The organism is Paenibacillus sp. J22R232 (assembly GCF_056269165.1).
Genome location: NZ_JBWDNK010000022.1, coordinates 36,245 through 59,475 on the forward strand (window position 1 = coordinate 36,245; position 23,231 = coordinate 59,475).

Consider the following 23,231-nt stretch of genomic DNA (forward strand, 5'->3'; position numbering starts at 1 on the left):
TCAGGGGAACGGCAATACGCAGTTCGAAAAGAGGATGGTACACATGGAGAACTATTTAATGAAACAAACAGAGATACCGCTAGATGATTTCTATGACGTAATCGTCGTTGGGGGCGGACCGGCAGGCTGCACTGCTGCGGCAGCCGCTGCACGCGAAGGCGCGCGCACGCTGCTGATTGAAGGCACTGGCAGTCTCGGCGGCATGGGCACTTCCGGTCTTGTTCCTGCCTGGTGTCCGTTCTCGGACAAAGAAAAGATGGTTTACCGGGGTCTCGCGGCGCGTGTGTTCGAGACCTTGAAGGCTCAGATGCCCCATGTCAGGCCGGATGCGATGGACTGGGTTCCAATCGATCCCGAGAAGCTCAAGGTTGTATATGACGATCTCGTCACTGGGGCCGGTGCAGATGTGCTGTTCCTGACTTCGCTCGCGCAAGTAGAGACGGATGCGGATGGCAATATTACGGCGCTGGTCGTGTTGAACAAGGGGGGATTGCAGGCATACCGCGCTGCGGTTTACATCGATTGCACAGGCGACGGCGATGTTGCGGCGTGGGCAGGCGCCGAGTATCACAAGGGAGACGAGGTGACAGGCGAGCTTCAGCCAGCCACACACTGCTTCATCCTTGGCAATGTAGACGAATATGCCTATTTGAACGGGCCAATGCTCTACGCGGTCAATCCGCGGAGCCCGATTCACGAAGCCGTCAGATCAGGGAATTATCCGCTCATTCCAGATACCCATTTGTGCAACAATCTCGTCGCGCCACGCGCGGTTGGATTCAACGCCGGCCATCTCTGGGGCGTTGACAACACGGACTCCAGATCGGTGTCCCGGGCGTTGATTCAAGGCCGCCGCATGGCTGCGGCTTATCGGGACATGCTGGCTGCGGAGCATCCGGCTGGGTTTGGCAACGCCTATATTATGAGTACGGGAACGTTAATGGGCACGCGCGAATCACGCCGCATTACCGGCGACTATATTCTCACGGTAGAAGATTACGTCGAGCGCAGAAGCTTCGAGGATGAGATCTGCCGCAATAGCTATTTCATTGACGTGCATGGGACAGAGAAGGAACAGAAGAGTGGCAATTCGCTCAGCATTGAGCTCTACGGACCGGGCGAATCGCATGGCATTCCCTACCGTTGCCTCACGCCACGCGGATTGCGCAATGTGCTTGTAGCCGGTCGCTCTATCTCTTGCGAGCGCAAGGTGCTCGGCAGCGTGCGTGTCATGCCGGTATGCCTCGCGATGGGCGAGGCGGCGGGTCTCGCAGCAGCGCTGGCAGCCTCGGGCAACAAAGGAGACGTTCATGCCGTTGACGTACAGCTCCTAAGAAATCGCCTGCGCGAAGAAGGCGCTTATCTGCCGGCGTTTCCGGCTGAAGAAGCCCCGTCTACGATCGCATAAGCAGAAATTTGAGCTGGTGCACAAATGCTAACATGAATGTCTTTGTTTGTACTTAACGATAGGAAGGGAGTATTCCATGATAAACGAACGAGCCGAGCTTCGAAAAGCGGCATCCGTACCCCAAAAGGTATATTGGAACCGCAAGCGCCGTGAGACGCTTGCCGGCTGGCTTTTCATTGCCCCCGAGGCGATTGGCATGCTTTTGCTGGCCGTATTTCCACTCGGATTCAGCCTGTTCCTCAGCCTGACCGAATGGAATCTCGTCGGCGGTCTGTCCGCCATTCATTATATTGGTCTAGACAATTTTGTTGAGCTGTTCAGAGATAATCTATTCCTTCGTGCCCTGAAGAATAATTTGCTGTTCGCGCTCGGTACAGTGCCGATAACGATGCTGCTGGGCGTTGTTATGGCCGCATTGATTCATAAGAAGCTGTATGCCAAGAGCTATTTCAAAGTTGCCTTTTTCGTGCCTTATATCTGTTCCACAGTCGCGATCGCAGCCGTTTGGTCGGCGCTGTACCACCCGTCGAAGGGTCCGCTGAACCAGCTTCTTATACAGCTTGGCCTATCAGACCCGCCGCGCTGGCTGGTCGATACGAGCTTCTCGCTGATTGCGATCATGGTTATTTATATTTGGCAGCTGATCGGCTATCAGATCATTATCTTCTTGGCAGGCATGACCAATATACCGGATGAGCTGTACGAGGCCGCGAGGATCGACGGGGCGAACGGCACTCAGCAGTTCAGATTGATCACGCTGCCGCTGCTTGCGCCGACAACTTTCTTTCTGGCGATTACGAGTACGATCTCTTCCTTCAAGGTGTTCGACATGATTAAATTCCTGACGAATGGCGGTCCCGTTCACTCCAGCACGGTCATCGTTTATCAAATTTACGAGGAAGGCTTCAAAAATTTCAGGATGGGTTATGCCTCAGCGATGTCGTGGGTGCTGTTCCTTCTTATTCTCCTCGTCACTTCGATTACTTGGATAACGCAAAGCCGGAAGGTCCACGCTTGACCCTACTGAGACTTAATGGAGGCCCGCTGTGATGAAAAAAATACAAGTAAGCAATCTATTGTTAACGCTGCTCTTTGCCGCGCTCTCCGTCTTTTTTCTATTGCCGCTGTTCTGGATGCTGTCAGCTGCCGCCAAGACGGAAAAGGACGTCTGGACGTTTCCGATTCAATGGATTCCGGAACATTGGAACTTTGTCCAGAACTTCAAGGCGGTCTGGATGGGCGATGTGTCTTTTAGCCTGTTTTACATGAATTCCTTGAAGATCAGCATCTTGTCTACCCTCGGCACGATTCTGGTCTGTGCGATGGCTGGCTATGCGCTCGCCAAGCTGAATTTCAAGGGAAAAGGCTTGCTGTTTAGTCTGATGATGGCATTTATGATGATACCCGAGCAGGCGACCCTCGTTCCGCGCTATATTATGATTAAAGAGATGGGGCTGTACGACACACATACCTCGCTCATCTTGCTCGGACTGTTCTCCAGTTACTTCACGTTCCTGCTGCGTCAGTTCATGCTCAGCATCCATAGCGATATGCTAGAGGCCGCAGAGCTGGATGGCGCTGGATTCTTTCGCGTCTTCTGGAGTGTCGTCCTTCCGCTAAGCCAGCCTATTCTGGCGACCGTGGGCATCATTAAGTTCATCTGGACATGGAACGACTACCAAGGTCCGCTTATCTTCCTGTATTCGAACGACCTGTTCACGATCCCGCTCGGGATGCAATTTTTCAAGGAGGAGTTCGGCACCCGAATCTCAGTCATGATGATGGCTTCCTTGTCTGCGATCGTTCCCCTGCTGGCGCTATTCCTGCTGCTGCAGAAGCAAGTCATCAACGGGATTGCCATCGGCGGCGTCAAGGGCTGACGAGTAAAGGGCGAACTCGGCTCCTTGCTGCGTGATGGCCTGCGAGCGAGGCGCGAGCATGAAGTCAAAAATATCCACGCACAACATGCAATAAGATACACGGTACTTCAATTCCGGCCATTATATAATGAGCCTGCAGTGACCATCTAATAGGGGGATTCAATTTGAAGAGAGCATCCGCTTTGCTTATCAGTTTGATGATTATGGTAACGCTTGTAGCCTGCGGCGGGAACAATGGCAATGAACAGTCGGCCAGCCCATCCGCTAATGCGGGTACGTCGACAGCGGCGGCCGAAACGGCTGAGCCGTCAGCGAAGTCCAAGATCAAATTTTACACCTTTAAAGCCAACAAGCCGGAGGAACCGACATTCCAAGCAGTCGAGGCTTATAACAAATCGCAGGACAAGGTGGAGGTTGAATACGTGTCGCTCGTGCAGAACAGCGACAGCGTAGAATTTTTGAGCAAGCTCGACGTGCTGATCGCAGGCGGCGAGGTCATAGACGTCTTTATGACGGGCAACGAAGAAACGCTTATGGAGCGCGCCTCGCGCGGCGTGGTCGAACCGCTTGACAGCTATTTGGAAGCAGAAGGCATTAAGGCCGAGGATGAATACTTTAAAGTTCTCAAAATGGATCAGAAGGTCTACGGCCTGATGAACAGCGTTACGCAATGGTTCACGGTCTTCAACCGCGAACACCTTGAAGAAGCGGGGCTTACGCTGCCTGAGATGGGCTGGACCTGGGATGACTTCCGGACTTATGCCAAGAAGCTGACCACTAAGGACCACTACGGAACCTATTTCCATACTTGGGGTGAGTATCCGAATATTATCGCTTATACCGAGCGCTCCAATCCGCAGCTGAGCGACGATCTGAAGCCGGTATTCGATGACCCTTCGTTTAATTACTTCTTTAATCTGCGTCGTGCAATGGAGAAGGAAGACAAGAGCGTTGAGCCTTATGCCGACGTATTGGCCGCTAATTATCATGTGCTGCAGCAATTTTTTGCCGGTAACGCAAGCATGCTGGCCGTTCCCAGTTACGCGGTTCGGGCCGGTCTGAACCTAGAGAAGTTCCCGCATGACTTCCAAATGGTGTACGCGCCGCTGCCGCGTTCGGTGGGCGCTGCGGATGTGGGCATGACGAATATATCCAGCGGAGGCCTTGCAATGGGCGCTAAGTCGGAAAACAAAGATGCAGCCTTTGACTTTATGCGCTGGATGACGATGGAGTCTTACAAATATACGCAGGAAATTCCGAACCTCAAAAACGTGGACGGCACTGCACTGCTCAATACCTTCTTCAGCGAAAACAAGGATTTAATCGATATCGACTCCTTGGCGAAGACGTTGTTCGATCCGCGAAACAAGATGCCTGACAGCTTCAGCGTCCCTTATGGAAGCGAGCTTAAGAAGATCGTCGAGAACGGCTTTGCCAGCTTCATGCTGGATGAGCGCAGCTTCGAGGATGTCCAGAAGGAAATGGCCGCCGAAGTCGAGAAGGTCGTGCAAGCGAACCAAAAATAAAAGTTGGCCGAGCAGCGGCAGCGGTAAGATATAATGGAGAATAAACAAAAAACAGCGCGAGGATGGATGTCAGCTTGGATTGGATGAGTCGATTTTCTTTCTATCGCAGACTGCAGTTCTCTTTCATTATCTTTATCCTGCTGCCGTTCATAGCGGTCACCTTCTGGTCCTACTCTTCCGTAGGGCGCAATGTAAGCGACAAGATTACCCTCTCCAATCAGGAGACGCTGAATGTTATTGCCAATCAAATGGAGAAAACGATCGACGGCATTTCCTTTGCGTCGATCTATTTCGCTCAATCCTACGATTCCGATGTGCTTGAAGGTTTGCGCGGCCTGAAGGACGCGGCGAGCTTTGCGAGTTACGAGACGTATGCGCATCAAGCGAAGCTGAAAGCGATGGCGAGCATCCTCTCCATTCAGTCGCTTGACGTCAATGTTGAGATTCTTCTCGCCAACAATCTTGACCGCGTCATCATGTCCAGCCAAAGCAGGCCCGTCTTTACTATGCTGCCATCCCGGCTTCAGGAGGAGCTAGGCAAGCTTGACGCCAAGAAGACGACTGAGCTTCATTGGTTCGCGGATGGTGAGGACGGAGCCTTGCCGGATACGTATTATGCGGCGCGTTTCATTGTCGATCCGCTTGATCGCGAGCGGCTGGCTACTTTGTTTATCGGCATCCCCGCAGACTACTTCCGCGGTCTGCTCGATACGGGCAATCCGGCGGTTTCCATCACGCTGTCCGATCGGGCGGGCACGCCGATTGCAAGGCATGATGGCAGTAATTCGGTATCATCAGGCAGCATGCTGACAAGCAAGACGGTTCTCTCGAGAGTAGGCTGGCAGCTCGAGAGCCACATGCCGCAGAGCTCCGTGGTCGGGCAGATCAATAAGGAGTTTTTAGTCTCCATCTCGCTCGTTGGCTTGTTTTTCCTATGCTTTCTAATTCTCTCCATGCTCTGGGCCGGACAGATTAACAAGCCGATCAGTCTGCTGAGATCGAGCGTGAAACAGTATGTCGGCGGCAACCGGTCCGTACGCATTCCCGTGAAAGGCAAGGACGAGGTCGCTGTCTTGTCCGGAGCGTTTAATCAGATTCTAGATGAGATGGATGAACTGCTGCGGCGAATGGAGAACGAACAAGAAGAGAAGCGGCTGCTGGAGCTGCAGGCGCTGGCGGCACAGATTCGGCCCCATTTTCTGCTCAATACGCTTAACTCGATCAAGGTTAACCTTCTGATGGCTGGCGACGAAGCCCATGGCGGGATGCTCGATTCGCTAATGAAGCTGCTGCGCGCATACGTGAGGGTAGATGCGCCGCTGGAACTTGCCGAGGAAGTCAAAATACTGGATAGCTATATCCAGGTGATGCAGATTCGCAACCGGCTCGACATTCGCTTCGTTGTCACGCTGGATGAAAGCCTGTCGCATCTATCCCTGCCGCGTCTCCTGCTGCAGCCGATTGTGGAGAATGCGATCATTCATGGCTTCTCTTCTCGTCCCGAATGGCCGGTTATTTCGTTATTTGCCCGTATTGAAGGCCGAATGGCGGAAATTGAGATTCGCGATAACGGGCGAGGGATGCCGGAAGAGGCAATCACGAGTCTGAATCAAAGACTGCTGGACGCGGAGTCCAATATGCCAACGCAGGAGAAAAGCGTAGGATTGGTCAACACCGCACGGCGGTTGCGGGTGCTTTACGGACACCGTGCGCGCTTGACGGCTGCAGAAGGCAAGACCGGAGGAATGAGCTTTACCCTGCAGATCCCCGTGCAGAACAGAAAGGAGGCGGAGCACCATGATGAAGATCATGCTCATTGACGATGACGTTCCAATGCTGGAATACGTCGGCCGGCTGCTGGCCGAGTCGAAGCTGGGTCTGGTGCTCGTTGCCTCAGCATCCGCGAGCGAGCAAGCGCTGGAGCTGTTCAGACTCACGGAGCCCGATATCGTGGTGACTGACATTGGCATGCCGGGCATGGATGGGCTTGAGCTGGCCGAAGCTTTCAGGGTCATTAATCCGGAAGTGCGATTGTTATTTCTGACCTGTTACGAGGATTTCCAGTATTCGAAACGAGCTTTTCAACTGGATGCGGATGATTACATCATCAAGGATGAGCTGTCGGCTGAACAGCTCGCGACTAGTCTGGACAAAGCGATGCGCCGCATCAGAAGCCGCCGCGAATTGTTGGATCGGTATACGCTGCAGCAGGATATGACCCGTCATAAGGAAGCATTGAAGCAAAGCTTTCTCAAGCAATTGCTGGCAGGCAGCAGCGAGAAGGAGCTGCTGCTGTTCGGGGAACGGCTTGGCATCTCCTGGAAGCTTCCGTATTTTCAGCATGCCGTGCTGCATATCGACGCAGCAAGTGCCCTGGAGCGCTATCGGCACCAGGATCTGCCGCTTATTCATTTCGCTGTAGCCAATATCGCTGCTGAGTTATCGGAGGGAGCAGCCATAACGGCATTGCCTAGCGGAGGATTGGATTTATACATGATCTCGAACGTCGAGGGGACAACCGGTTTGAACGATTCACTCCGAGCTTTTCTGACGAAGGTTGGAGAGAAGGCAGATCAGTATTTGAAGGTGCATCTGCGCGGCATATACAGCAAGGAAGCTTGCCCCTTTCATCAGATTGGCGCTTCGTACCATTCTTTAATGAGTCGCTGCGACAGTGGTTTCTACGTCCCGGCGCTATTTGCGGAAGTACCCGAGACGCCAGTCCGTTTCCGGCAGCCTTCCGAAGGAAGGGGAGACAAGGAGAGCTCACTGTTGTCGCTAGGCTTCTCAGAGGGCAATATGTCCTTGTTCGATCTGGCGATCAATGGCTTGACCCAGCAGGCTGCGGCTGAACAGCTGTCCCCGCGTTCGGTGAAGGAACGAATGGCAGATATGGTTCGCAAATCCGCCTTCGAGACAAATGCCGAAGTCGAAGACGGCTTCTACGTCCTTCTGAGCCATGCGTTTACAGCAGACGAAGCGGCGCGGTTAACGAAACGCGAGCTGCGTAATCTTCTCGGGCAGCAGTTCGAAGGACCTCCAGCGGGAAGCGAGAAGGATATTCGCTTGCAGGCCATAGATTCGTATTTGGAGGCGCATGCCGACCGAATGGTCACCTCCTTCGATATGGCCGCGCATTTGCATTTGAATACAAGCTACTTTTCCCGGTTTTTCAAACGGCTGGCAGGCGTGAATTTCACGGATTACGTCAACCAATACAAGATCAATCTCGCCATAGCCATGCTGAAGAAGGAGCATGAAACGGTTGAGAATGTCGCGTATACGATCGGATTTTCGGACCGTGCGTACTTCTCTAAAGTATTCAAAAAGTATAGCGGCAAAAGCCCGAGCGAATTCAAAGGGCAGTAAGGGAGATTAAGGAGATCCAGGGATGCTGCAAAGCATCCTGGGTTCTTGACGAATCTATCTACTTGGTCAAAATCATCTGACTTTAGGAGGCGAATTTATGAAAGCGCTATTATTTAAAATATCGTTGATGCTCGTGGTCCTCTCTCTCTCAGCCGTTGCGCCAGGGGGACCTATTCTTACGCTATCGGTGGAAGCCGCCGGTACGACTTATTACGTGGATGCAGCCGCAGGGAATGATGCCAATTCAGGAACAAGCAGCTTGAATGCCTGGCGTACGCTGCCGAAGGTGAACGGCACCGTGTTCAGTCCGGGAGACCGAATCCTACTCAAAGCGGGTTCGATCTGGAACGATCAGTATTTGGACCTGCAAGGCTCGGGGACGAGCGGCAATCCTATTGTGGTAGACAGCTACGGTACGGGCCCCAAGCCGTTGATTAACTTTGGCGATACGGAGGTGGGTGGCGACGGGTTCGGCGTCCGGCTCAAAAACGTCTCCTACTGGGAAGTCAACAATCTGGAAATTACGAGCGGGCAGCATGCGACCGACCGCAAACGAAGCGGCATCCTGGTGCTCGGGGAAGGTACGGGAGCCGGAGCATTCCGACATATCTATATCCGCAACAATGATATTCACGATATATTCGGTACGAACCGCAGAACCGGCGGCATCAACTTTTATGCGCGGGGAAGCAATTGGATGGCGGAGAGCACCTGGGATGATGTGCTGATTGAGAATAACACCGTGATGAACGTGGCAGATACGGGCATTCAGATCATGACGGATGCCTTCGCGAATGCTTCCTGGACGCATAAGTACAACGCCTTTACGAACGTAGTCATTCGTGACAATTACGTTGAGCGCATTCACAGGGACGGCATTCTCGTGCGTGCAGCGATTTCCCCGCTGATCGAATACAATACGACGAACGAAATCGGAGTTAGCTGCGATATCAACACGGCTATCGTCAGCTATTTGGATCCGATCTACGTCGTGGCGGCGCAGTGGGCTTATGCGACGACGGGGGCCGTGTTCCAGAACAATGAAGCGTTCAATACAAGAGTCATCAACGGCGATGGACAGGCTTGGGACTTCGATATCGATGTGTACAACAGCATTTATCAATATAATTTCAGTCATCACAATGAAGGCGGCACGCTGCTTGTCATGAACAATACAGACGGCAACATCTTCCGCTATAATATCAGCCAGAACGACGGTGATGCGTTCGGTACCTTCGATTTGATCGACAACGGCGGGAGCCTGTACGTATATAACAACGTCATCTATCGGACTAACGGTACGTACAATCTGTTGACTGAGGGCAGCAATTCGGGCATGGCTTATTACAGCAACAACATCTTCTATAATATGGGCAGCGGCAACTATGAAGTCAGCCCGCATGTGCAATATGATAGCAACTTGTTCTATGGGGCCAATACCGGCAGCGCCAACGATAGCAATAAAGTGATTGGCAATCCGCTATTCGTCAACGGAGGGGCCGCATCAAGCATCGCAACCGCCGATGCCTACAAGCTAGCCTCGGCGTCTCCCGCCATCAACAAAGGCCGATCTATCACAAGCAACGGAGGGCGGGATTTCTTCGGCAATCCGTTGTACAACGGCGCTCCGGACATCGGCGTGCATGAATATGCGGGTTCGGTAACGGCTCCCGTCACGTTGTTCTCGGACACCTTCGAAGACGGGAACGCGAACGGCTGGACGACAAGCGGCGGCAGCTGGGCCGTGCAGAGCGATGGGACGCTCTCCTTTGTACAGACTGCAGCATCGGGAGAGTTTATTGCGAGCGCAGGCGATATTTCCTGGAGTAATTACAGCGTAGAAGCCGATATCAAAATCAATTCCTTGGGCGGCAATGCTGGCATCTTGTTCCGCTATCTAGATGCGAACAACTTCTATATGCTTCGATTGAACGATACGAGCAATACTGTTGATCTTTATAAGAAGACAGCAGGCACGCTGCAGTTTCTGACCAGTGCCTCCTCGCCGATTAGCGCCGGCCAGTTCATTCGGCTGAAGGCTTCGGTAAGCGGCGGAAATGTAACGGGCTACGTGAATGGTGCGCCGGTACTCACATGGGCGGGCAATCCGTCAGAGCTGCAGACAGGCAAGATTGGACTGCGCAGCCATTCCACGCCGGCATCTTACGATAACGTACGCGTGCTACAATAACTAGTTCGCAAGCCGATTAGTGCAAAGAGGAGGGACATGGATCATGCGGTTGATGGAAAGTTCGTGCCAAGATCTTCACAAACGCGGTCCGAGGAAGATTGCTGAAGCGGGCAAACGACTCGCTGCAGGAATGGGCAATCTCCCGGCTGCAGACGCATCGCAAGCCGACTTGTCCAAACTGTATAGCCATCCCGGCAGTTCGGCCTTGTTGTCGTATTTGCTCTTATTGTTGATCTTGCCGCTTCTTTTAGCTGCTTGCTCTACTGAGCCTGCAGCGAAGCATGCGGGAGCAGATACGAAGGGGAACGCCGCAGCTGCGACAACAACTCTGTCCGCGTCCGATATGGAGATTCCGACGGAAGCCTCCGCTTCAGTTGTCGCCTGGATCAATAGCGAGCCGATTACCATTGAAGAGTGGATGCCGCGCATGCTGGAGCTGCGCAGCACAGTCGCTGCCGAATGGGCGACGCCCTCAGGGGACGTCAGTTCGGATTCTTTCTGGTATGAGGCTCAGCACGGGCACACGCCAATGGAGGCTTTGCGGAAGCTTGCGCTGGATCGGTTCACCGAGATCAAGGTACAGCAGATCGTTGCTAAGGAAGCCGGCATCGTCGAGAATATTAGCTACGACGCTTTCCTTGCCGGCATGGAGGCGGAGAACAGCCAGCGTAAGAGCCGCTTGGCTAAAGGCCAAATCATATATGGACCTAAGCAGTACAGCGAGAAAGTCTATTTTGCCTATACAATGGCGAATATGGTGACCAAGCTAAAAGAGCATGGAGGAGAAGCTGGGAATGCTGCCGGGTTGGTACCCGATCAACCGTTTGCCAACTCCTCTTATGAAGCTTGGCTGGAAGAGCAGCTAACAACGGCCAACGTTCAAATCAATACGCCCGTCTATTCTAGGATCATGTTATCTGGGTTGCAATAGCCTAGTTGGAAATGACCATTAAGCAAGGCATATGTGCACATCATGAACGTTCCCCCATCTAAGCGGGGAACGTTTTTTTGCCATGCGGCAGCGTTTTAACGGCAGGGCATACCGCAATTACTAATCCAACAACCATTTGAAACGTTCGGAAAACCTTAATAAAAAGCGCACCAAGGAATACTTGTAGTGAATGAATAATTTGCATATAATACAGGTTGAACGATTGAGGGAAAGAAGGGATTTTACGACATGGAATTGTGGTATACGGAAAAACAAACAGATAGCTTCGGCATTACGGCGAAGATTACGAAAACTTATGTAAATGAACAAACGGATTTTCAACAGCTGGATATGATCGAAACGGAAGAGTTCGGAACGATGCTCGTGCTTGACGGCATGGTTATGACTACAGTTAAGGATGAGTTCGTATACCACGAGATGGTTGCGCATCCTGTTCTTTTCACGCACCCGAACCCGGAGAACGTGCTTGTTGTAGGCGGCGGCGATGGCGGCGTCATTCGTGAAGTAATGAAGCACCCGAAGGTGAAGAAGGCTGTTCTGGTCGACATCGACGGTAAAGTAATCGAGTACTCCAAAAAATACTTGCCATCCATCGCTGGCGAGCTCGACAACCCGCGCGTTGAAGTGCTTGTGAACGACGGCTTTATGCATATTCATGACCATAAAAATACGTATGACGTCATCATGGTTGATTCCACGGAGCCAGTCGGCCCTGCTGCCAACCTGTTTACGAAAGGCTTCTACCAAGGCATCTACGAATCGTTGAAGGAAGACGGCATTTTCGTTGCGCAAACGGACAACCCTTGGTTCAAGGCTGACCTGATCCAAAGCGTAAACAAAGACGTAAAGGAAGTATTCCCGATCGTTCGCGTATACGGCGCTAATATTCCAACCTACCCAAGCGGCCTTTGGACGTTCACGATGGGAAGCAAGAAATACGATCCGACAGCTGTTGACGAGACGGCAATTCCGGAAATCGACACCAAATACTACACGCCGCGCCTTCACAAAGCAGCATTCGTGCTGCCGAAATTCGTTGAAGACCTGATTAAGTAACCAGCGGCTACGCTATACGAAAGAGAGGACAAGCCCTCATGAAATTGGATCAAAAATATTCCGGCAATGTCTTCATTCTGAGCTCGGACAACTATGAAGCCTCCAAAGCGGTTATCTATGGCATGCCGATGGATTTCACGGTCAGCTTCCGCCCAGGCTCGCGTTTTGGCCCTCCGCGCATTCGCGAAGTGTCCATTGGACTTGAAGAGTACAGCCCTTACCTAGACCGCAGCCTGGAGGACATTGAATATTTCGACGCCGGCGATCTGCTGCTTCCTTTCGGCAACGCGGCACGAAGCCTTGAAATTATCGGTGAATTCGTACGCGGCGTCTTGGACGATGGCAAAATCCCGGTTGGACTCGGCGGCGAGCACCTCGTTTCTTGGCCGATTTTCCAAGAGGTATACAAGAAGTATCCTGATCTTGCGATCATCCATTTCGACGCTCACGCGGATTTGCGCGAATCGTACGAAGGCGAGCCATTGTCACACTCTACGCCGCTTCGCAAAGCAGCAGGCCTAATGGGCGGCCAGAACATTTACCAGTTCGGTATCCGTTCAGGCTCCCGCGAGGAATGGCAATATGCGCGCGAGAACATTAATTTCCATCCATTCGAGGTGTTGGAGCCTTTGAAAAAGGTGCTTCCAGAGCTGGATGGCCGTCCCGTTTACCTGACAATCGATATCGATGTGCTTGATCCTTCTGCAGCGCCTGGTACAGGTACGGCAGAAGCAGGCGGCATTACGTCGAAAGAGCTGATCGAATCGGTACATGCGATTGCCCGTTCCGGCGTGAACATTGTCGGTTTCGACCTCGTTGAGGTAGCGCCTGCCTATGATCCGACGGAGCAAACGCAGATCGTAGCGGCTAAGGTTATCCGCGAGATGCTGCTTGGCTTTTTGAAATAACCGTTCGCTTCACACCATATACTCAAAAAAGGCTTCGCCGCCTGCGGTAAACATTCCGCATGGAGGCGAAGCCTTTTTTTAAAATATAGGAAAGTATATCTTTTCGCCAACTTTCTCTATATTTCTACGCGAAACGTAAGCTTAGCCGCCAGAGGACGGCTTCAGCCGTTTACGCTTGGGTTGCTGCGGTCGTTAGAAACGTCCGTTGTCGAACATGCGGCTGCGCGCGTATACATATGCACTCTTCGCCATAAGCTTGGCTTCTGCATCGTTCCCCGCCTTCAAGGCGTCGTAGATCGATTTGTTCAGCTTATTGGCCGAATAATGCTTAATATGAGGGGTCAATTTGTAATTGATAAAGGAGGCCATAGCCAATTTATCTACGTACATGTCCATAATGGCAATCATCGCATGGTTATTTATAGAGGATACGATGATGCGATTGAACATAAAGTTGTTTTGGATATACGTGAAATAATCATCTTCTTGCTCCGCTTTGAATTGATGCTCTAAGCAATCCTCCAGCTTCGCCATGTCTATGCTGCTGTTTCTTTCCGTCTTAACGTCAATGGCGTAGACGAGCAGGGACATCATCGCTTCATACATATCAAGCATTTCTTTGCCGCTGATTTCCTTTACCAGCACGCCGCGGTTTTTGAGCGAGACGACAAAGCCCTCCGATTCCAAATGGGTAATGGCGTTCCGGATGGGTGTTCGGCTCATCTGCAGTTCCTCTGCCAGTTCGTTTTCCGATAATAGCGTTCCTGGCATCAGGCTTCCGCCTACGATTCTCTCGCGCAGTGTCGTGTATGCCGTATTCATGAGCGATTGCGATGTCATGGCGTTATTTCCTTTCACGTTCATAATTGCTTTTCATTTGGTTAACCCCATCTTAACAGTCCTGCTTTCCCCACCGCAATATGATTTCGAATTTAACAATATCTCAAAACTACGCGAACATTGCATTGACACTCAACTTGTATTCTAGTTGTGTACCAGATGAATGTTTAATAGAAAATAGGAGGCTATACGGTGCTAAAGAAAACAGGTGTACACATGGCTCTTGTGATAACAGCGTTAATGTTGGTGCTTGCAGGGTGCGGGCAGAAATCGAATAACACGGATAACGGCAGCGTAAGTGCGGATGGGAAAACGAACGCGGAAGAAGCATCAGCTCTAGCGAAATGGCCGGAAGTGCTGCGAATTGGAAGTCTTCCAATGGAGGATGGCGAATCCTCCCGCAATGCGGATCAATTCGCCAAGGATCTTGGCGAGTATCTCGGCATCAAGGTAGAGACGTTCGAGGGCGAGGACTACAATATGATGATTGAAGCGATGCGCTCCAAAAAAATAGACGTTACGACGTTTGGCCCGTTCGGTTACATCATTGCGGTTGAGAGAAGCGGTGCCAAGCTGCTCGCCGCGATGAACAACGGTCCGGGTACCGAAGGCACCAGCGTCATCGTCGTGCCGAAGGATTCCCCAGCCCAGACGGTTGAAGACTTGAAGGGCAAAAGCTTCTTGTTCGCTGATCCGGCTTCCACTACCGGACATTTGTATCCGCGTGCGACACTAATGAAGAAACTGGGCATCACCAAAGACGAGATCGAAACCTACTTCAGCAGCGTATCGTTCTCGGGCGGACATGACAAATCGCTCCTTGCCATTGCAAATGGCGATGCCGATGGAGCAGCCACATGCAGCCAGTGTATCAAAATGATTGCGGATGCCGGTTTGATTAAGGAAGATGACGTACGCGTTATTGCGGAATCGGACCCGGTTGCGGGTGGCGGAGCCTTATCTTACCGCGAGGGCTTGCCGGAGGATCTGGTTGAGAAAATGCGCGAGTTCGCGCTTGGCTATAGCAAAGAGCATCCGGAGTATTTCAAAGCGATGGGAGTAGCCGGCTTCTTCCCAGCGGACGATTCGGAATTCGATGGCGTTCGCGAGGTAGCGAAGCTGCTTGAGATGTCGCCAGAGGAAATGCTGAAATAGAGATCGAGCGAGGATGAAGGAGGATAAGTGACATGGCATTGCTTCAGGTTGAGAACTTGAAAAAGGTGTACGCCGACGGAACGGCTGCCTTAAGCGGTATTGATATGCAGGTGGAGGCAGGCGAATTCATCGTCGTGATTGGACCGAGCGGAGCGGGCAAGAGTACGCTGCTCAGATGCTTGAACCAGATGGTACAGCCCTCCTCGGGCAAGGTGCTGTTCCAAGGAAAAGAAACAATTGGAGCAGGCAATCGTAGTTTGCAGCGCATCCGCCGGGAAATGGGCATGATTTTCCAAGGTTTCAACTTAGTTGAGCGCGTGTCCGTTCTCACCAATGTCCTTCATGGCAGGCTCGGCTATATGAGCAGCTGGCGGGGGGCGCTCGGTATGTACGCCAAGTCGGATGTGAGGGAAGCGACCCGTCTATTGGAGCGGGTAGGACTGGGCGAGCAAGTGCATAAGCGGGCTGACGAGCTTAGCGGCGGACAGCAGCAGCGGGTCGGGATCGCTAGAGCGCTCGCGCAGAAGCCAAAGCTGATTTTGGCAGATGAACCGATAGCAAGCCTGGACCCGGCGTCGTCGGACATCGTCATGAACAGCTTGTACACCTTTTGCAAAGAAGACGGCATCGCTTGCGTATGCAATCTGCATCAGGTCGATATGGCCAAAAAATACGCAACTCGCATTATCGGCATCTACAAAGGGACAAAGGTGTTTGACGGCACGCCGGAGCAGTTGACCGACGATATGATTGATCTCATATATAACCAGAATAAAAAAGCTAGCGCAGCGCACGAGGATTCTATGAATAGGCAGCAGAAGGAGACGGCATAAGCATGAAAGCAGAGCAGCTTCAGATGGTAAAGCGCAGCAAACGGAATCAGCTCATCGTCTTGGCCTTGTTCTTGGCTGCGCTGACCGTATGGTCTGCAGTGGGCACGGACTTCACGCCTGGCGCGCTCTGGGGCGGCATTGGCGATGGCGCAAGATTTTTGTTCGTCGACTTAATGCCTCCCGAAGCAGCTTCATTCCCTGGGTTGATTGAGCCGGCGCTAGATACCATTTATATGAGCTTCGTAGCCATGGTCATTGGCGCTGTCGTAGCCGGTTTTCTGTCGATTTTTGCCGCAGCGACGACGTCACCGCATCCCATTCTGCAAATCGGGCTCCGTGCATCCTCGGCTTTGTTTCGCAATATCCCGGTTATTATTTGGACGATTCTGCTCGTTGCTTCCTTTGGCCTCGGCAAGCTGGTCGGCACACTATCGCTTATTATCGTGTCAATTGGGATGCTTGTGCGCTGCTTTGCGGAGTCGCTAGAGGAAATTGATATGGGACAGGTAGAAGCGCTGCGGGCAACGGGCGCCAGCTATGCGCAGGTAATGACGCAAGCGGTGCTTCCGCAGTTTCTGCCAAGCTTTGTTGGTTGGTCGCTCTATAACCTGGAAATTAACGTTAGGGCGTCCACGATTGTAGGCATGGTAGGCGGTGGCGGATTAGGCTTTACGATTCAGTCGGGGCTGAAGCTGTTCCAATACAAAGAGGTAAGCATGGCCGTGCTTCTAGTTCTTGCCATTGTCCTCGCGACGGAATTTATGACGAATCGGATTAGGGAGCGGATCATTTAATGGCTACTGTTATACGGACGGATGAATTGTCCAAGCAGGAGGCAAGTCCGGCGCGAAGCATGCGTGTTCGATCAAAAAGAAATCGGACGCTCAAACTGTACGGTATATTCGCTGCATTGTTTTTTGTCTTCAGCCTGGTTCAGCTTCAGCTCGATTACAGCCGCTTGCTGCCGGGAATCGGGAAGTTCGCGAAGACAGTGGGCCTTATGTTTCCGCCTGATGCTTCGCAATGGAAGCATGTGCTGCTGGCTGCCGTGGAATCGATTCAAGTCGCGATACTAGGCACCGTTATCGGCATTGTCATTGCTTTTTTTCTCGCTTTTCTGGCTGTGGACAACATCGCGCCTAACCAAATGATCAGCTGGCTGATTCGCAGCTTCGCGTCTCTGCTTAGAGCCATTCCGACGCTAATATGGGCACTGATCTTTATTGTTGCGGTCGGCATGGGGCCTCTGCCCGGGGTGCTTGCGATCATGGTGCATGCGGTCGGCGGATTGATTAAAGTGTTCGCCCAGTCGCTTGAGGAGGTAGACGATGGCGTTATTGAGGCCATGCGCGCGACAGGGGCGAGCTGGCTGCAAATCGTGCTGCAAGGGGTGCTGCCTTGTGCCTTATCGGCGTTGCTTGCTTGGTGCGTCATGCGCTTCGAGGGGGATCTTGCCGAATCGACGATATTAGGCGCGGTAGGTGCGGGCGGTATCGGATTTGAACTGTCGCATGCGATGCGAAGCTATCATTTTGACCAAGCGTTATTTGTTGGCCTCGTTATATTCCTAATGGTGTTCAGCGTAGAGATTGTGTCTAACCGGCTAAAATTAAAAATGAGAAAGCGTGCCTAACGCGGCACGTTCTCAATGACAGGGAGAGAGCTAGGATGAATCTTCAACAGACGGAAATCACCGCGCAATCGATCGAATTAAAAATGGAGCGTATCGGACAAAACCAAATTCATATTTCATGGCATCCGCCGGTCAAGCTGGAGAAGGTTGCTATTTACAGAAGCGCGGCTCCTGCATTTAATGAATCAGAATCCCATCTCATTGCGATCGTCACGCAGGGAAGCCAGTGGACGTTCCAGGATCCGCAGCCGAATGCGAGAGGCTATTATTATGTCAAGTTCAGCGAGAGCATCATCATAGCCGTTGCGGACCGCGTATTGCCGCTGGAGGGAGCTCTGAACTTCCGCGATATGGGGGGATACGTAACGGAGGATGGAAGAAGAGTGAAATGGGGCTCGCTGTTCCGTTCGGCTGACTTGTCGCGCTTGTCGCAAAGCGACCTGCCCTATCTGCGGGAGCTGGGCATTCAATGGATTTGTGATTTGCGTACGGCCGCGGAGGTCACGCTTAGCCCGAGCCCGCAAATTGGTTCGGAACGGAATGAAAACTTGTCTTTCATGCCGACTGCCAATCCGGATCTGATGGCGGCAATGACTGACATAACGGTATCGATGCTGGTTGATATGAACCGCCATATGGTGAGCAACACGGCGATTACGGCTTCCATTCTGCAAAAGCTGATCGAGGGCGGCGGTGCCCCAGCCTTGTTCCATTGCGCGGCAGGCAAGGACAGAACAGGCTTTGTGTCTGCTGTCATCTTGCAAGCGGTAGGCGTTCCGCGCAGCACGGTGCTGAATGACTATGCACTGACGAATATGTTCGCGGATCGCTTCAAAGAGCAAATGCAGGGCGCCAGCCAGGCCCATGCGCCGATGATGAGCAGGCTCTCGCCTGAAGTGGCGCAAGCGCTCATGGAAGCAAGGCCGGCGTATTTGCAGGCATCCTTTGATGAGATCGATGCGCGCTATGGCGGCTTCGAGCAGTACTGGGAGCAGGGGCTGGGTCTCACCCCGGCAGACCGGGAGAAGCTTCAATTTATGTACCTCACCTCTTAAAAGCGATCAAGATCTTAAACCGCCGGCAGCAGCCGCGCGGTTTTTTGCGCTTCCTTGATTCGTTCGACAAGATACGCATTTCCCTCCGAAACCATTGAATAAGCATTCCGTGTGTTTCTCTCAACGATTGAGCTTAAAGAGCGGCTGGAGCAGGCGTGTTATAATTAATTGAGGAACACAAGCTTGTTGCGTGAGAATCGAATCGCGGCAAAGCCAGCCTAACCGTGGAGGCCGTTGGCCCACAGCGGATGTCGAAGAAGGCGAAATGCCGGAGAAAGACAGCTGCTTTTATATCATATGGAAAAAGCTCGCCGGCCTATTGTGGCCCCATGCGATTAAGGAAAGATCCCAATGTGTAAACTAGGCAGGGATTAAATGAGCTTTTATCGCAGGAATCATAGTGGAATTGAACGTAAAGGGGGATTATTATGCGCATTTATTCGTTCCCGCCCGTTATTGATGAACGTGCGCGCGTGCTTATCTTAGGGACGGCACCAAGCGTGAAATCACTTGAGCACCAGCAGTTTTACGGGCATCCTCAAAACTTTATGTGGCGGATTATATATCGATTGTTCAACGATTCGGACATGGACCCCGTGTATGAAAACCGTCTTGCTTTTCTAAAGGAGCATCGCTTGGCGCTCTGGGACGTCATTGAGTCCTGCGAGCGTGAAGGCAGCTTGGACGTAAATATACGCGCGGAAGTGCCGCAGAAATTGCCGGAGCTCATTGCTGATTATCCAGAGCTGCGCTGTTTTGCTTTTAACGGAGCGAAGGCCTATGACACCTTTCATAAGTTTTACCGGGGGCATGAGAGCTTCAAGCAAATCTCGCTATTGAAGCTTCCTTCCTCCAGTCCGATTCCTACTCCAAAGATGCGAACGCTGGAGGATCGGGTAGAAGCGTGGCGGGCAATTGTTCCATATGCCGCAACTTAACCGTGTTCTAGCGTTGAAATTAAGAGTCTACCTGTATATAGTAGTTACATAAGATTAGACTGATAACAGGAGCAAGATAATGGCAGAGAACAGGAAAGTGCGAATTACATTAGAGAGCATACAGGATGGAAGCTCGCACATCCACGTTTATGGAGGCGACTGGTTCCGAAAGGAACGCTCCATCTATATCCGTTACATCGAGCCAGCCGTCGAAGGAGATCCGAACGCCGGCGAGGTGCGAACTCTTGTGAAATATCGGCAAGGGGAGCTGTCTATTACGAGGCGCGGCGTGATTGAGTCGGAGCAGCTGTTCGTGCCCGGTCTCCGAAGAACGGGGAAATACCATTCTTCGATGACCTCGTTTACGCTTGAAACGGATACGCTGCAGCTATCGCTGAAGGAGCCTGACAATCCGGGCAGGAACGATGAATCGCTGCCGGATCGGCTGCCTTTTACGCTGGAGTGGGAGTACGAGATGCACGTAGGAGAACAAAAGTCGGGCCGTTTCCATATCAGGCTCCATATACAGGAGGATAAAAATAAATGAGCGCAAATGTATTGGAAAACATGTACGAGCAGGTTAAGGCAGCTATCGCGGATGCGGCGGTAGCGGCAGGGCTTGCGTCGCGGGAAGAGCTTCCCGCGTTCGTTATCGAAGTGCCGAAGGACAAAACGCATGGGGATTTGGCGACAAACGCGGCTATGCAGCTAACGAAGCTTGCGAAGAAAAATCCTCGCCAAATCGCAGAAGCGATTATCGAGCATTTGAATACGAAGGAAGCATCCATTCAGTCCGCAGAGATTGCAGGACCGGGCTTTATCAACTTCCGCATGGATAACAGCTACCTTTATCCCGTAGTAGCTGAGGCTATTGAAGCAGGCGAAAACTACGGCCGGACGTTGGTTGGCAACGGCAAACGCGTGCAGGTTGAATTCGTGAGCGCGAACCCAACAGGCAGCCTGCACCTCGGCCACGCGCGCGGTGCAGCTGTAGGCGACGCGCTATGCAATGTACTGGATTACGCAGGCTACGATGTGACGCGGGAATACTATATCAACGACGCCGGAAAACAGGTCGAGAACCTTGCGATTTCCATTGAGGCGCGTTATCGCCAAGCACTGGGACAAACTGCGGAGATGCCGGAGGACGGATATTACGGCGAAGATATTATTGGTTTTGCGAAGCTGCTGGTTGAGCAAGAAGGCGACAAGCTGTTGGAGCTGGCTGATCAAGAGCGGTATGCATTCTTCCGTCAATTCGGGCTCGAGCGTGAACTCGACAAGATCAAACGGGATCTAGGAAGATTCCGCGTAGGCTTCGACGTATGGTACAGCGAAACCGCGCTTTACGAAAGCGGTCAAGTCGAGCAAGGCCTTGAAGCATTGAAAGCGACAGGGCATGTTTATGAGGAAGAAGGCGCAACCTGGCTTTCGACAATGACCTTCGGCGACGACAAAAACCGCGTGCTCGTAAAAAATGACGGCTCATATACGTATTTGACGCCGGATATTGCTTATCACCGGGACAAGTACGGCCGTGGATTCGATCAAATGATCAATATATGGGGAGCCGATCACCATGGCTACATTCCGCGCGTGAAGGCGGCCATGGAGGCGCTCGGCAATGATCCGAAGAAGCTGACCGTCTTAATCGCTCAGATGGTAAGCCTGTTCCAGAACGGCGAGAAAATGAAGATGTCCAAGCGTACGGGGAAAGCCGTGACGATGCAGGATTTGATGGACGAGGTCGGCATTGACGCGATCCGTTATTTCTTCTCCATGCGGAGCATGGATTCGCATCTTGATTTCGATATGGACCTTGCCATCTCGACTTCCAACGAGAATCCGGTGTTTTATGTACAGTACGCGCATGCCCGTATTTGCAGCATCTTCAGACAAGCCGAGGAGCAGGGCTTGGTGCTGAAATCCGCCGGCGAGATTCAGTTCAGCAAGCTGACGGCGGAAGGCGAGTTCGATCTCCTGCGCAAAATCGGCGAGCTGCCGCAGGAAATTACGGAAGCAGCCGCGCAATACGCGCCGCATCGCCTCATCCGTTACGTATATGAGCTGGCTTCCCAGTTCCACAGCTACTATAGAGCAGAGCGCGTCATCACGGAGGATGTCGAGCAGTCTCATGCACGCCTTGCCTTGCTGTCTGCCGTACGTATCTCCCTTGCTAACGTTTTGCGCCTAGTTGGCGTATCCGCGCCGGAGCGGATGTAGCTTGATCCACATAAAACAAGCCATGGACTCATGATTTGTCCACGGCCTGCATCATACGCATCACATCGAGCTCGCCGATCGTTCGGCGGGCTTTGTTGCCTCTAAGGGGCTGCACGGAGCGTTTGATGATCGCTTTAATCTCAGTTGGCGAAAGCCCAGGCTTATGCGCAAGCAGCAGCGCGATCGCTCCGCTGACATGCGAGGTAGCCATGGACGTGCCGCTCATTTCATTGTATTTGCCGCGAAGCCAAGCCGAAACGATTTTATCGCCTGGCGCATAGACGTCAATGTACGCGCCTCTGTTGCTGAACGCCGCGACGCGGCGCAGCTTATTGGTTGCGCCAACCGCAATCGTTTGCGGGTAGCGTGCCGGATAATCGACCGACCGCCGTTTTCCGTCATTGCCGGAGGAGGCTACGATAATGATGCCTGCATTATGGGCGTTGTTAACCGCGCCGAGCAAGGCCTTGCTTCTGGTTTTCATGCCGAAGCTCATGTTGATCACGTTCATGCGATTGCGGATGCACCATTCGATCCCGAGAATGATATCGGAGACGAAGGCGCTCCCATTATGGTCGAATGCTTTCACGGGCGAAATCAAAGCACGCGGCGCTACGCCGATCATGCCCTGAAGCTGGTTGGCTGCCGCGATCGTGCCTGCTATATGCGTGCCGTGCCCGTTATCATCATGCGGAAGCATGCTGCGGTTCAATAGGTTAATGCCCCGCGAGAGCGAATGGCGAAGATCGGGATGACTGAAATCAGCCCCCGTGTCGATGACGCCAATCTTGATGCGATGGCCGGTTGTTGTGCCCCAAGCCTGCGGGGCCTTGATCTGATTAACGCCCCAAGGAATGCCTTTATCTAAGTTAATCGATTTTTGCGATGAAGAATGAACGCTGATTTTGCAGTCTTTTTCGATCCATACCCGGCCAGCGAAACGCTCCAGCGTCTCCTCGGGATGCAATCGGCAAGCAATTCCGCGAATGCTTGGCATTTGTCTGATGCTTTTATGTGGCGATGATGACGAAGCGACCTGCGGCAATTGTTTCAGGAAGTCTCGGTAGTCGCTCGCACGCTGGAAACGAATGATTCGTTTCACAGTGGATCTGTCCGTGCAAGCCGTTGTATCCTGCAACAAGCGGATAAAAGCGGCGGTGTCCAAACTTGGCTTCCCCTCCCGACGGACCGTGCTGCACTATTGTATGACCGAGCGCTCCATATCGCATGAGCCACTTGCCTTTTTTCGCATAATTAGGCAACA

General features: G+C 52.4%; 20 protein-coding genes. 18 read left to right on the forward strand and 2 right to left on the reverse strand.

Going from position 1 to position 23,231, the window contains the following annotated elements; all coding sequences use genetic code 11:
• Positions 1-58: 58 nt before the first annotated feature.
• The 10 genes from AC0YN3_RS30665 to speB all read left to right on the forward strand — a co-directional run bounded on the left by AC0YN3_RS30665 (position 59) and on the right by speB (position 13,290).
• Positions 59-1,408, forward strand: coding sequence for an FAD-dependent oxidoreductase (locus AC0YN3_RS30665; RefSeq protein WP_475778688.1), 1,350 nt, complete (start codon positions 59-61; stop codon positions 1,406-1,408).
• A 76-nt stretch (positions 1,409-1,484) separates the two neighbouring features.
• Positions 1,485-2,426 (forward strand): carbohydrate ABC transporter permease, encoded by a 942-nt coding sequence (locus tag AC0YN3_RS30670; protein ID WP_475778689.1) that lies wholly within the window; start codon positions 1,485-1,487, stop codon positions 2,424-2,426.
• 31 nt (positions 2,427-2,457) lie between these two features.
• Positions 2,458-3,288 carry a carbohydrate ABC transporter permease gene (locus tag AC0YN3_RS30675; protein WP_475778690.1) on the forward strand — a complete coding sequence of 277 codons (831 nt, stop codon included), beginning with the start codon at positions 2,458-2,460 and terminating at the stop codon, positions 3,286-3,288.
• 164 nt (positions 3,289-3,452) lie between these two features.
• Complete coding sequence (locus AC0YN3_RS30680; RefSeq protein WP_475778691.1) at positions 3,453-4,814, forward strand: ABC transporter substrate-binding protein; 1,362 nt, start codon at positions 3,453-3,455, stop codon at positions 4,812-4,814.
• 83 nt (positions 4,815-4,897) lie between these two features.
• On the forward strand, positions 4,898-6,634 hold the full coding sequence (locus AC0YN3_RS30685) for a sensor histidine kinase (RefSeq protein WP_475778720.1): 1,737 nt from the start codon (positions 4,898-4,900) through the stop codon (positions 6,632-6,634).
• Entirely contained in the window at positions 6,612-8,183 is a 1,572-nt protein-coding gene (locus AC0YN3_RS30690) for a response regulator transcription factor (protein WP_475778692.1), read from the forward strand. The genes AC0YN3_RS30685 and AC0YN3_RS30690 overlap by 23 nt, the downstream gene beginning before the upstream one ends.
• A 97-nt stretch (positions 8,184-8,280) precedes the next feature.
• Positions 8,281-10,374, forward strand: coding sequence for a 3-keto-disaccharide hydrolase (locus AC0YN3_RS30695; RefSeq protein WP_475778693.1), 2,094 nt, complete (start codon positions 8,281-8,283; stop codon positions 10,372-10,374).
• 43 nt (positions 10,375-10,417) lie between these two features.
• The gene (locus tag AC0YN3_RS30700; protein ID WP_475778694.1) at positions 10,418-11,305 is read left to right on the forward strand and encodes a hypothetical protein; all 888 of its coding nucleotides are present in this window, start codon (positions 10,418-10,420) and stop codon (positions 11,303-11,305) included.
• Between the two features lie 249 nt (positions 11,306-11,554).
• Positions 11,555-12,382 carry a polyamine aminopropyltransferase gene (speE, locus tag AC0YN3_RS30705; RefSeq protein WP_183571079.1) on the forward strand — a complete coding sequence of 276 codons (828 nt, stop codon included), beginning with the start codon at positions 11,555-11,557 and terminating at the stop codon, positions 12,380-12,382.
• Positions 12,383-12,420: 38 nt separating this feature from the next.
• Positions 12,421-13,290: an agmatinase gene (gene speB / locus AC0YN3_RS30710; protein ID WP_475778695.1), complete on the forward strand. Its 870-nt coding sequence runs from the start codon at positions 12,421-12,423 to the stop codon at positions 13,288-13,290.
• Between the two features lie 192 nt (positions 13,291-13,482).
• On the opposite strand, the gene AC0YN3_RS30715 is transcribed toward speB, so the two are convergent.
• The gene (locus tag AC0YN3_RS30715) at positions 13,483-14,130 is read right to left on the reverse strand and encodes a GntR family transcriptional regulator (protein ID WP_475778696.1); all 648 of its coding nucleotides are present in this window, start codon (positions 14,128-14,130) and stop codon (positions 13,483-13,485) included.
• 192 nt (positions 14,131-14,322) lie between these two features.
• On the opposite strand from AC0YN3_RS30715, the gene AC0YN3_RS30720 reads away from it, so the two are divergent.
• The 8 genes from AC0YN3_RS30720 to argS all read left to right on the forward strand — a co-directional run bounded on the left by AC0YN3_RS30720 (position 14,323) and on the right by argS (position 21,967).
• Positions 14,323-15,285, forward strand: coding sequence for a phosphate/phosphite/phosphonate ABC transporter substrate-binding protein (locus AC0YN3_RS30720; RefSeq protein ID WP_475778697.1), 963 nt, complete (start codon positions 14,323-14,325; stop codon positions 15,283-15,285).
• 32 nt (positions 15,286-15,317) lie between these two features.
• Positions 15,318-16,118: a phosphonate ABC transporter ATP-binding protein gene (gene phnC / locus AC0YN3_RS30725; RefSeq protein WP_475778698.1), complete on the forward strand. Its 801-nt coding sequence runs from the start codon at positions 15,318-15,320 to the stop codon at positions 16,116-16,118.
• A gap of 2 nt (positions 16,119-16,120) precedes the next feature.
• Positions 16,121-16,912: a phosphonate ABC transporter, permease protein PhnE gene (phnE, locus tag AC0YN3_RS30730; protein ID WP_475778699.1), complete on the forward strand. Its 792-nt coding sequence runs from the start codon at positions 16,121-16,123 to the stop codon at positions 16,910-16,912.
• A complete protein-coding gene (gene phnE / locus AC0YN3_RS30735; protein WP_475778700.1) occupies positions 16,912-17,751 on the forward strand; it encodes a phosphonate ABC transporter, permease protein PhnE in 840 nt (279 codons plus the stop codon). Before phnE (AC0YN3_RS30730) ends, phnE (AC0YN3_RS30735) begins: the two co-directional genes overlap by 1 nt.
• Before the next feature lie 35 nt (positions 17,752-17,786).
• Complete coding sequence (locus tag AC0YN3_RS30740; protein WP_475778701.1) at positions 17,787-18,806, forward strand: tyrosine-protein phosphatase; 1,020 nt, start codon at positions 17,787-17,789, stop codon at positions 18,804-18,806.
• Positions 18,807-19,234: 428 nt separating this feature from the next.
• A complete protein-coding gene (locus tag AC0YN3_RS30745; protein ID WP_475778702.1) occupies positions 19,235-19,744 on the forward strand; it encodes a DNA-deoxyinosine glycosylase in 510 nt (169 codons plus the stop codon).
• A 79-nt stretch (positions 19,745-19,823) separates the two neighbouring features.
• The gene (locus AC0YN3_RS30750; RefSeq protein ID WP_475778703.1) at positions 19,824-20,291 is read left to right on the forward strand and encodes a YwiB family protein; all 468 of its coding nucleotides are present in this window, start codon (positions 19,824-19,826) and stop codon (positions 20,289-20,291) included.
• Entirely contained in the window at positions 20,288-21,967 is a 1,680-nt protein-coding gene (argS, locus tag AC0YN3_RS30755; RefSeq protein ID WP_475778704.1) for an arginine--tRNA ligase, read from the forward strand. The genes AC0YN3_RS30750 and argS overlap by 4 nt, the downstream gene beginning before the upstream one ends.
• Before the next feature lie 28 nt (positions 21,968-21,995).
• Here the strand turns inward: argS and AC0YN3_RS30760 are convergent, their stop codons facing one another.
• Positions 21,996-23,132 carry a S8 family peptidase gene (locus AC0YN3_RS30760; RefSeq protein WP_475778705.1) on the reverse strand — a complete coding sequence of 379 codons (1,137 nt, stop codon included), beginning with the start codon at positions 23,130-23,132 and terminating at the stop codon, positions 21,996-21,998.
• Between the last annotated feature and the right edge of the window lie 99 nt (positions 23,133-23,231).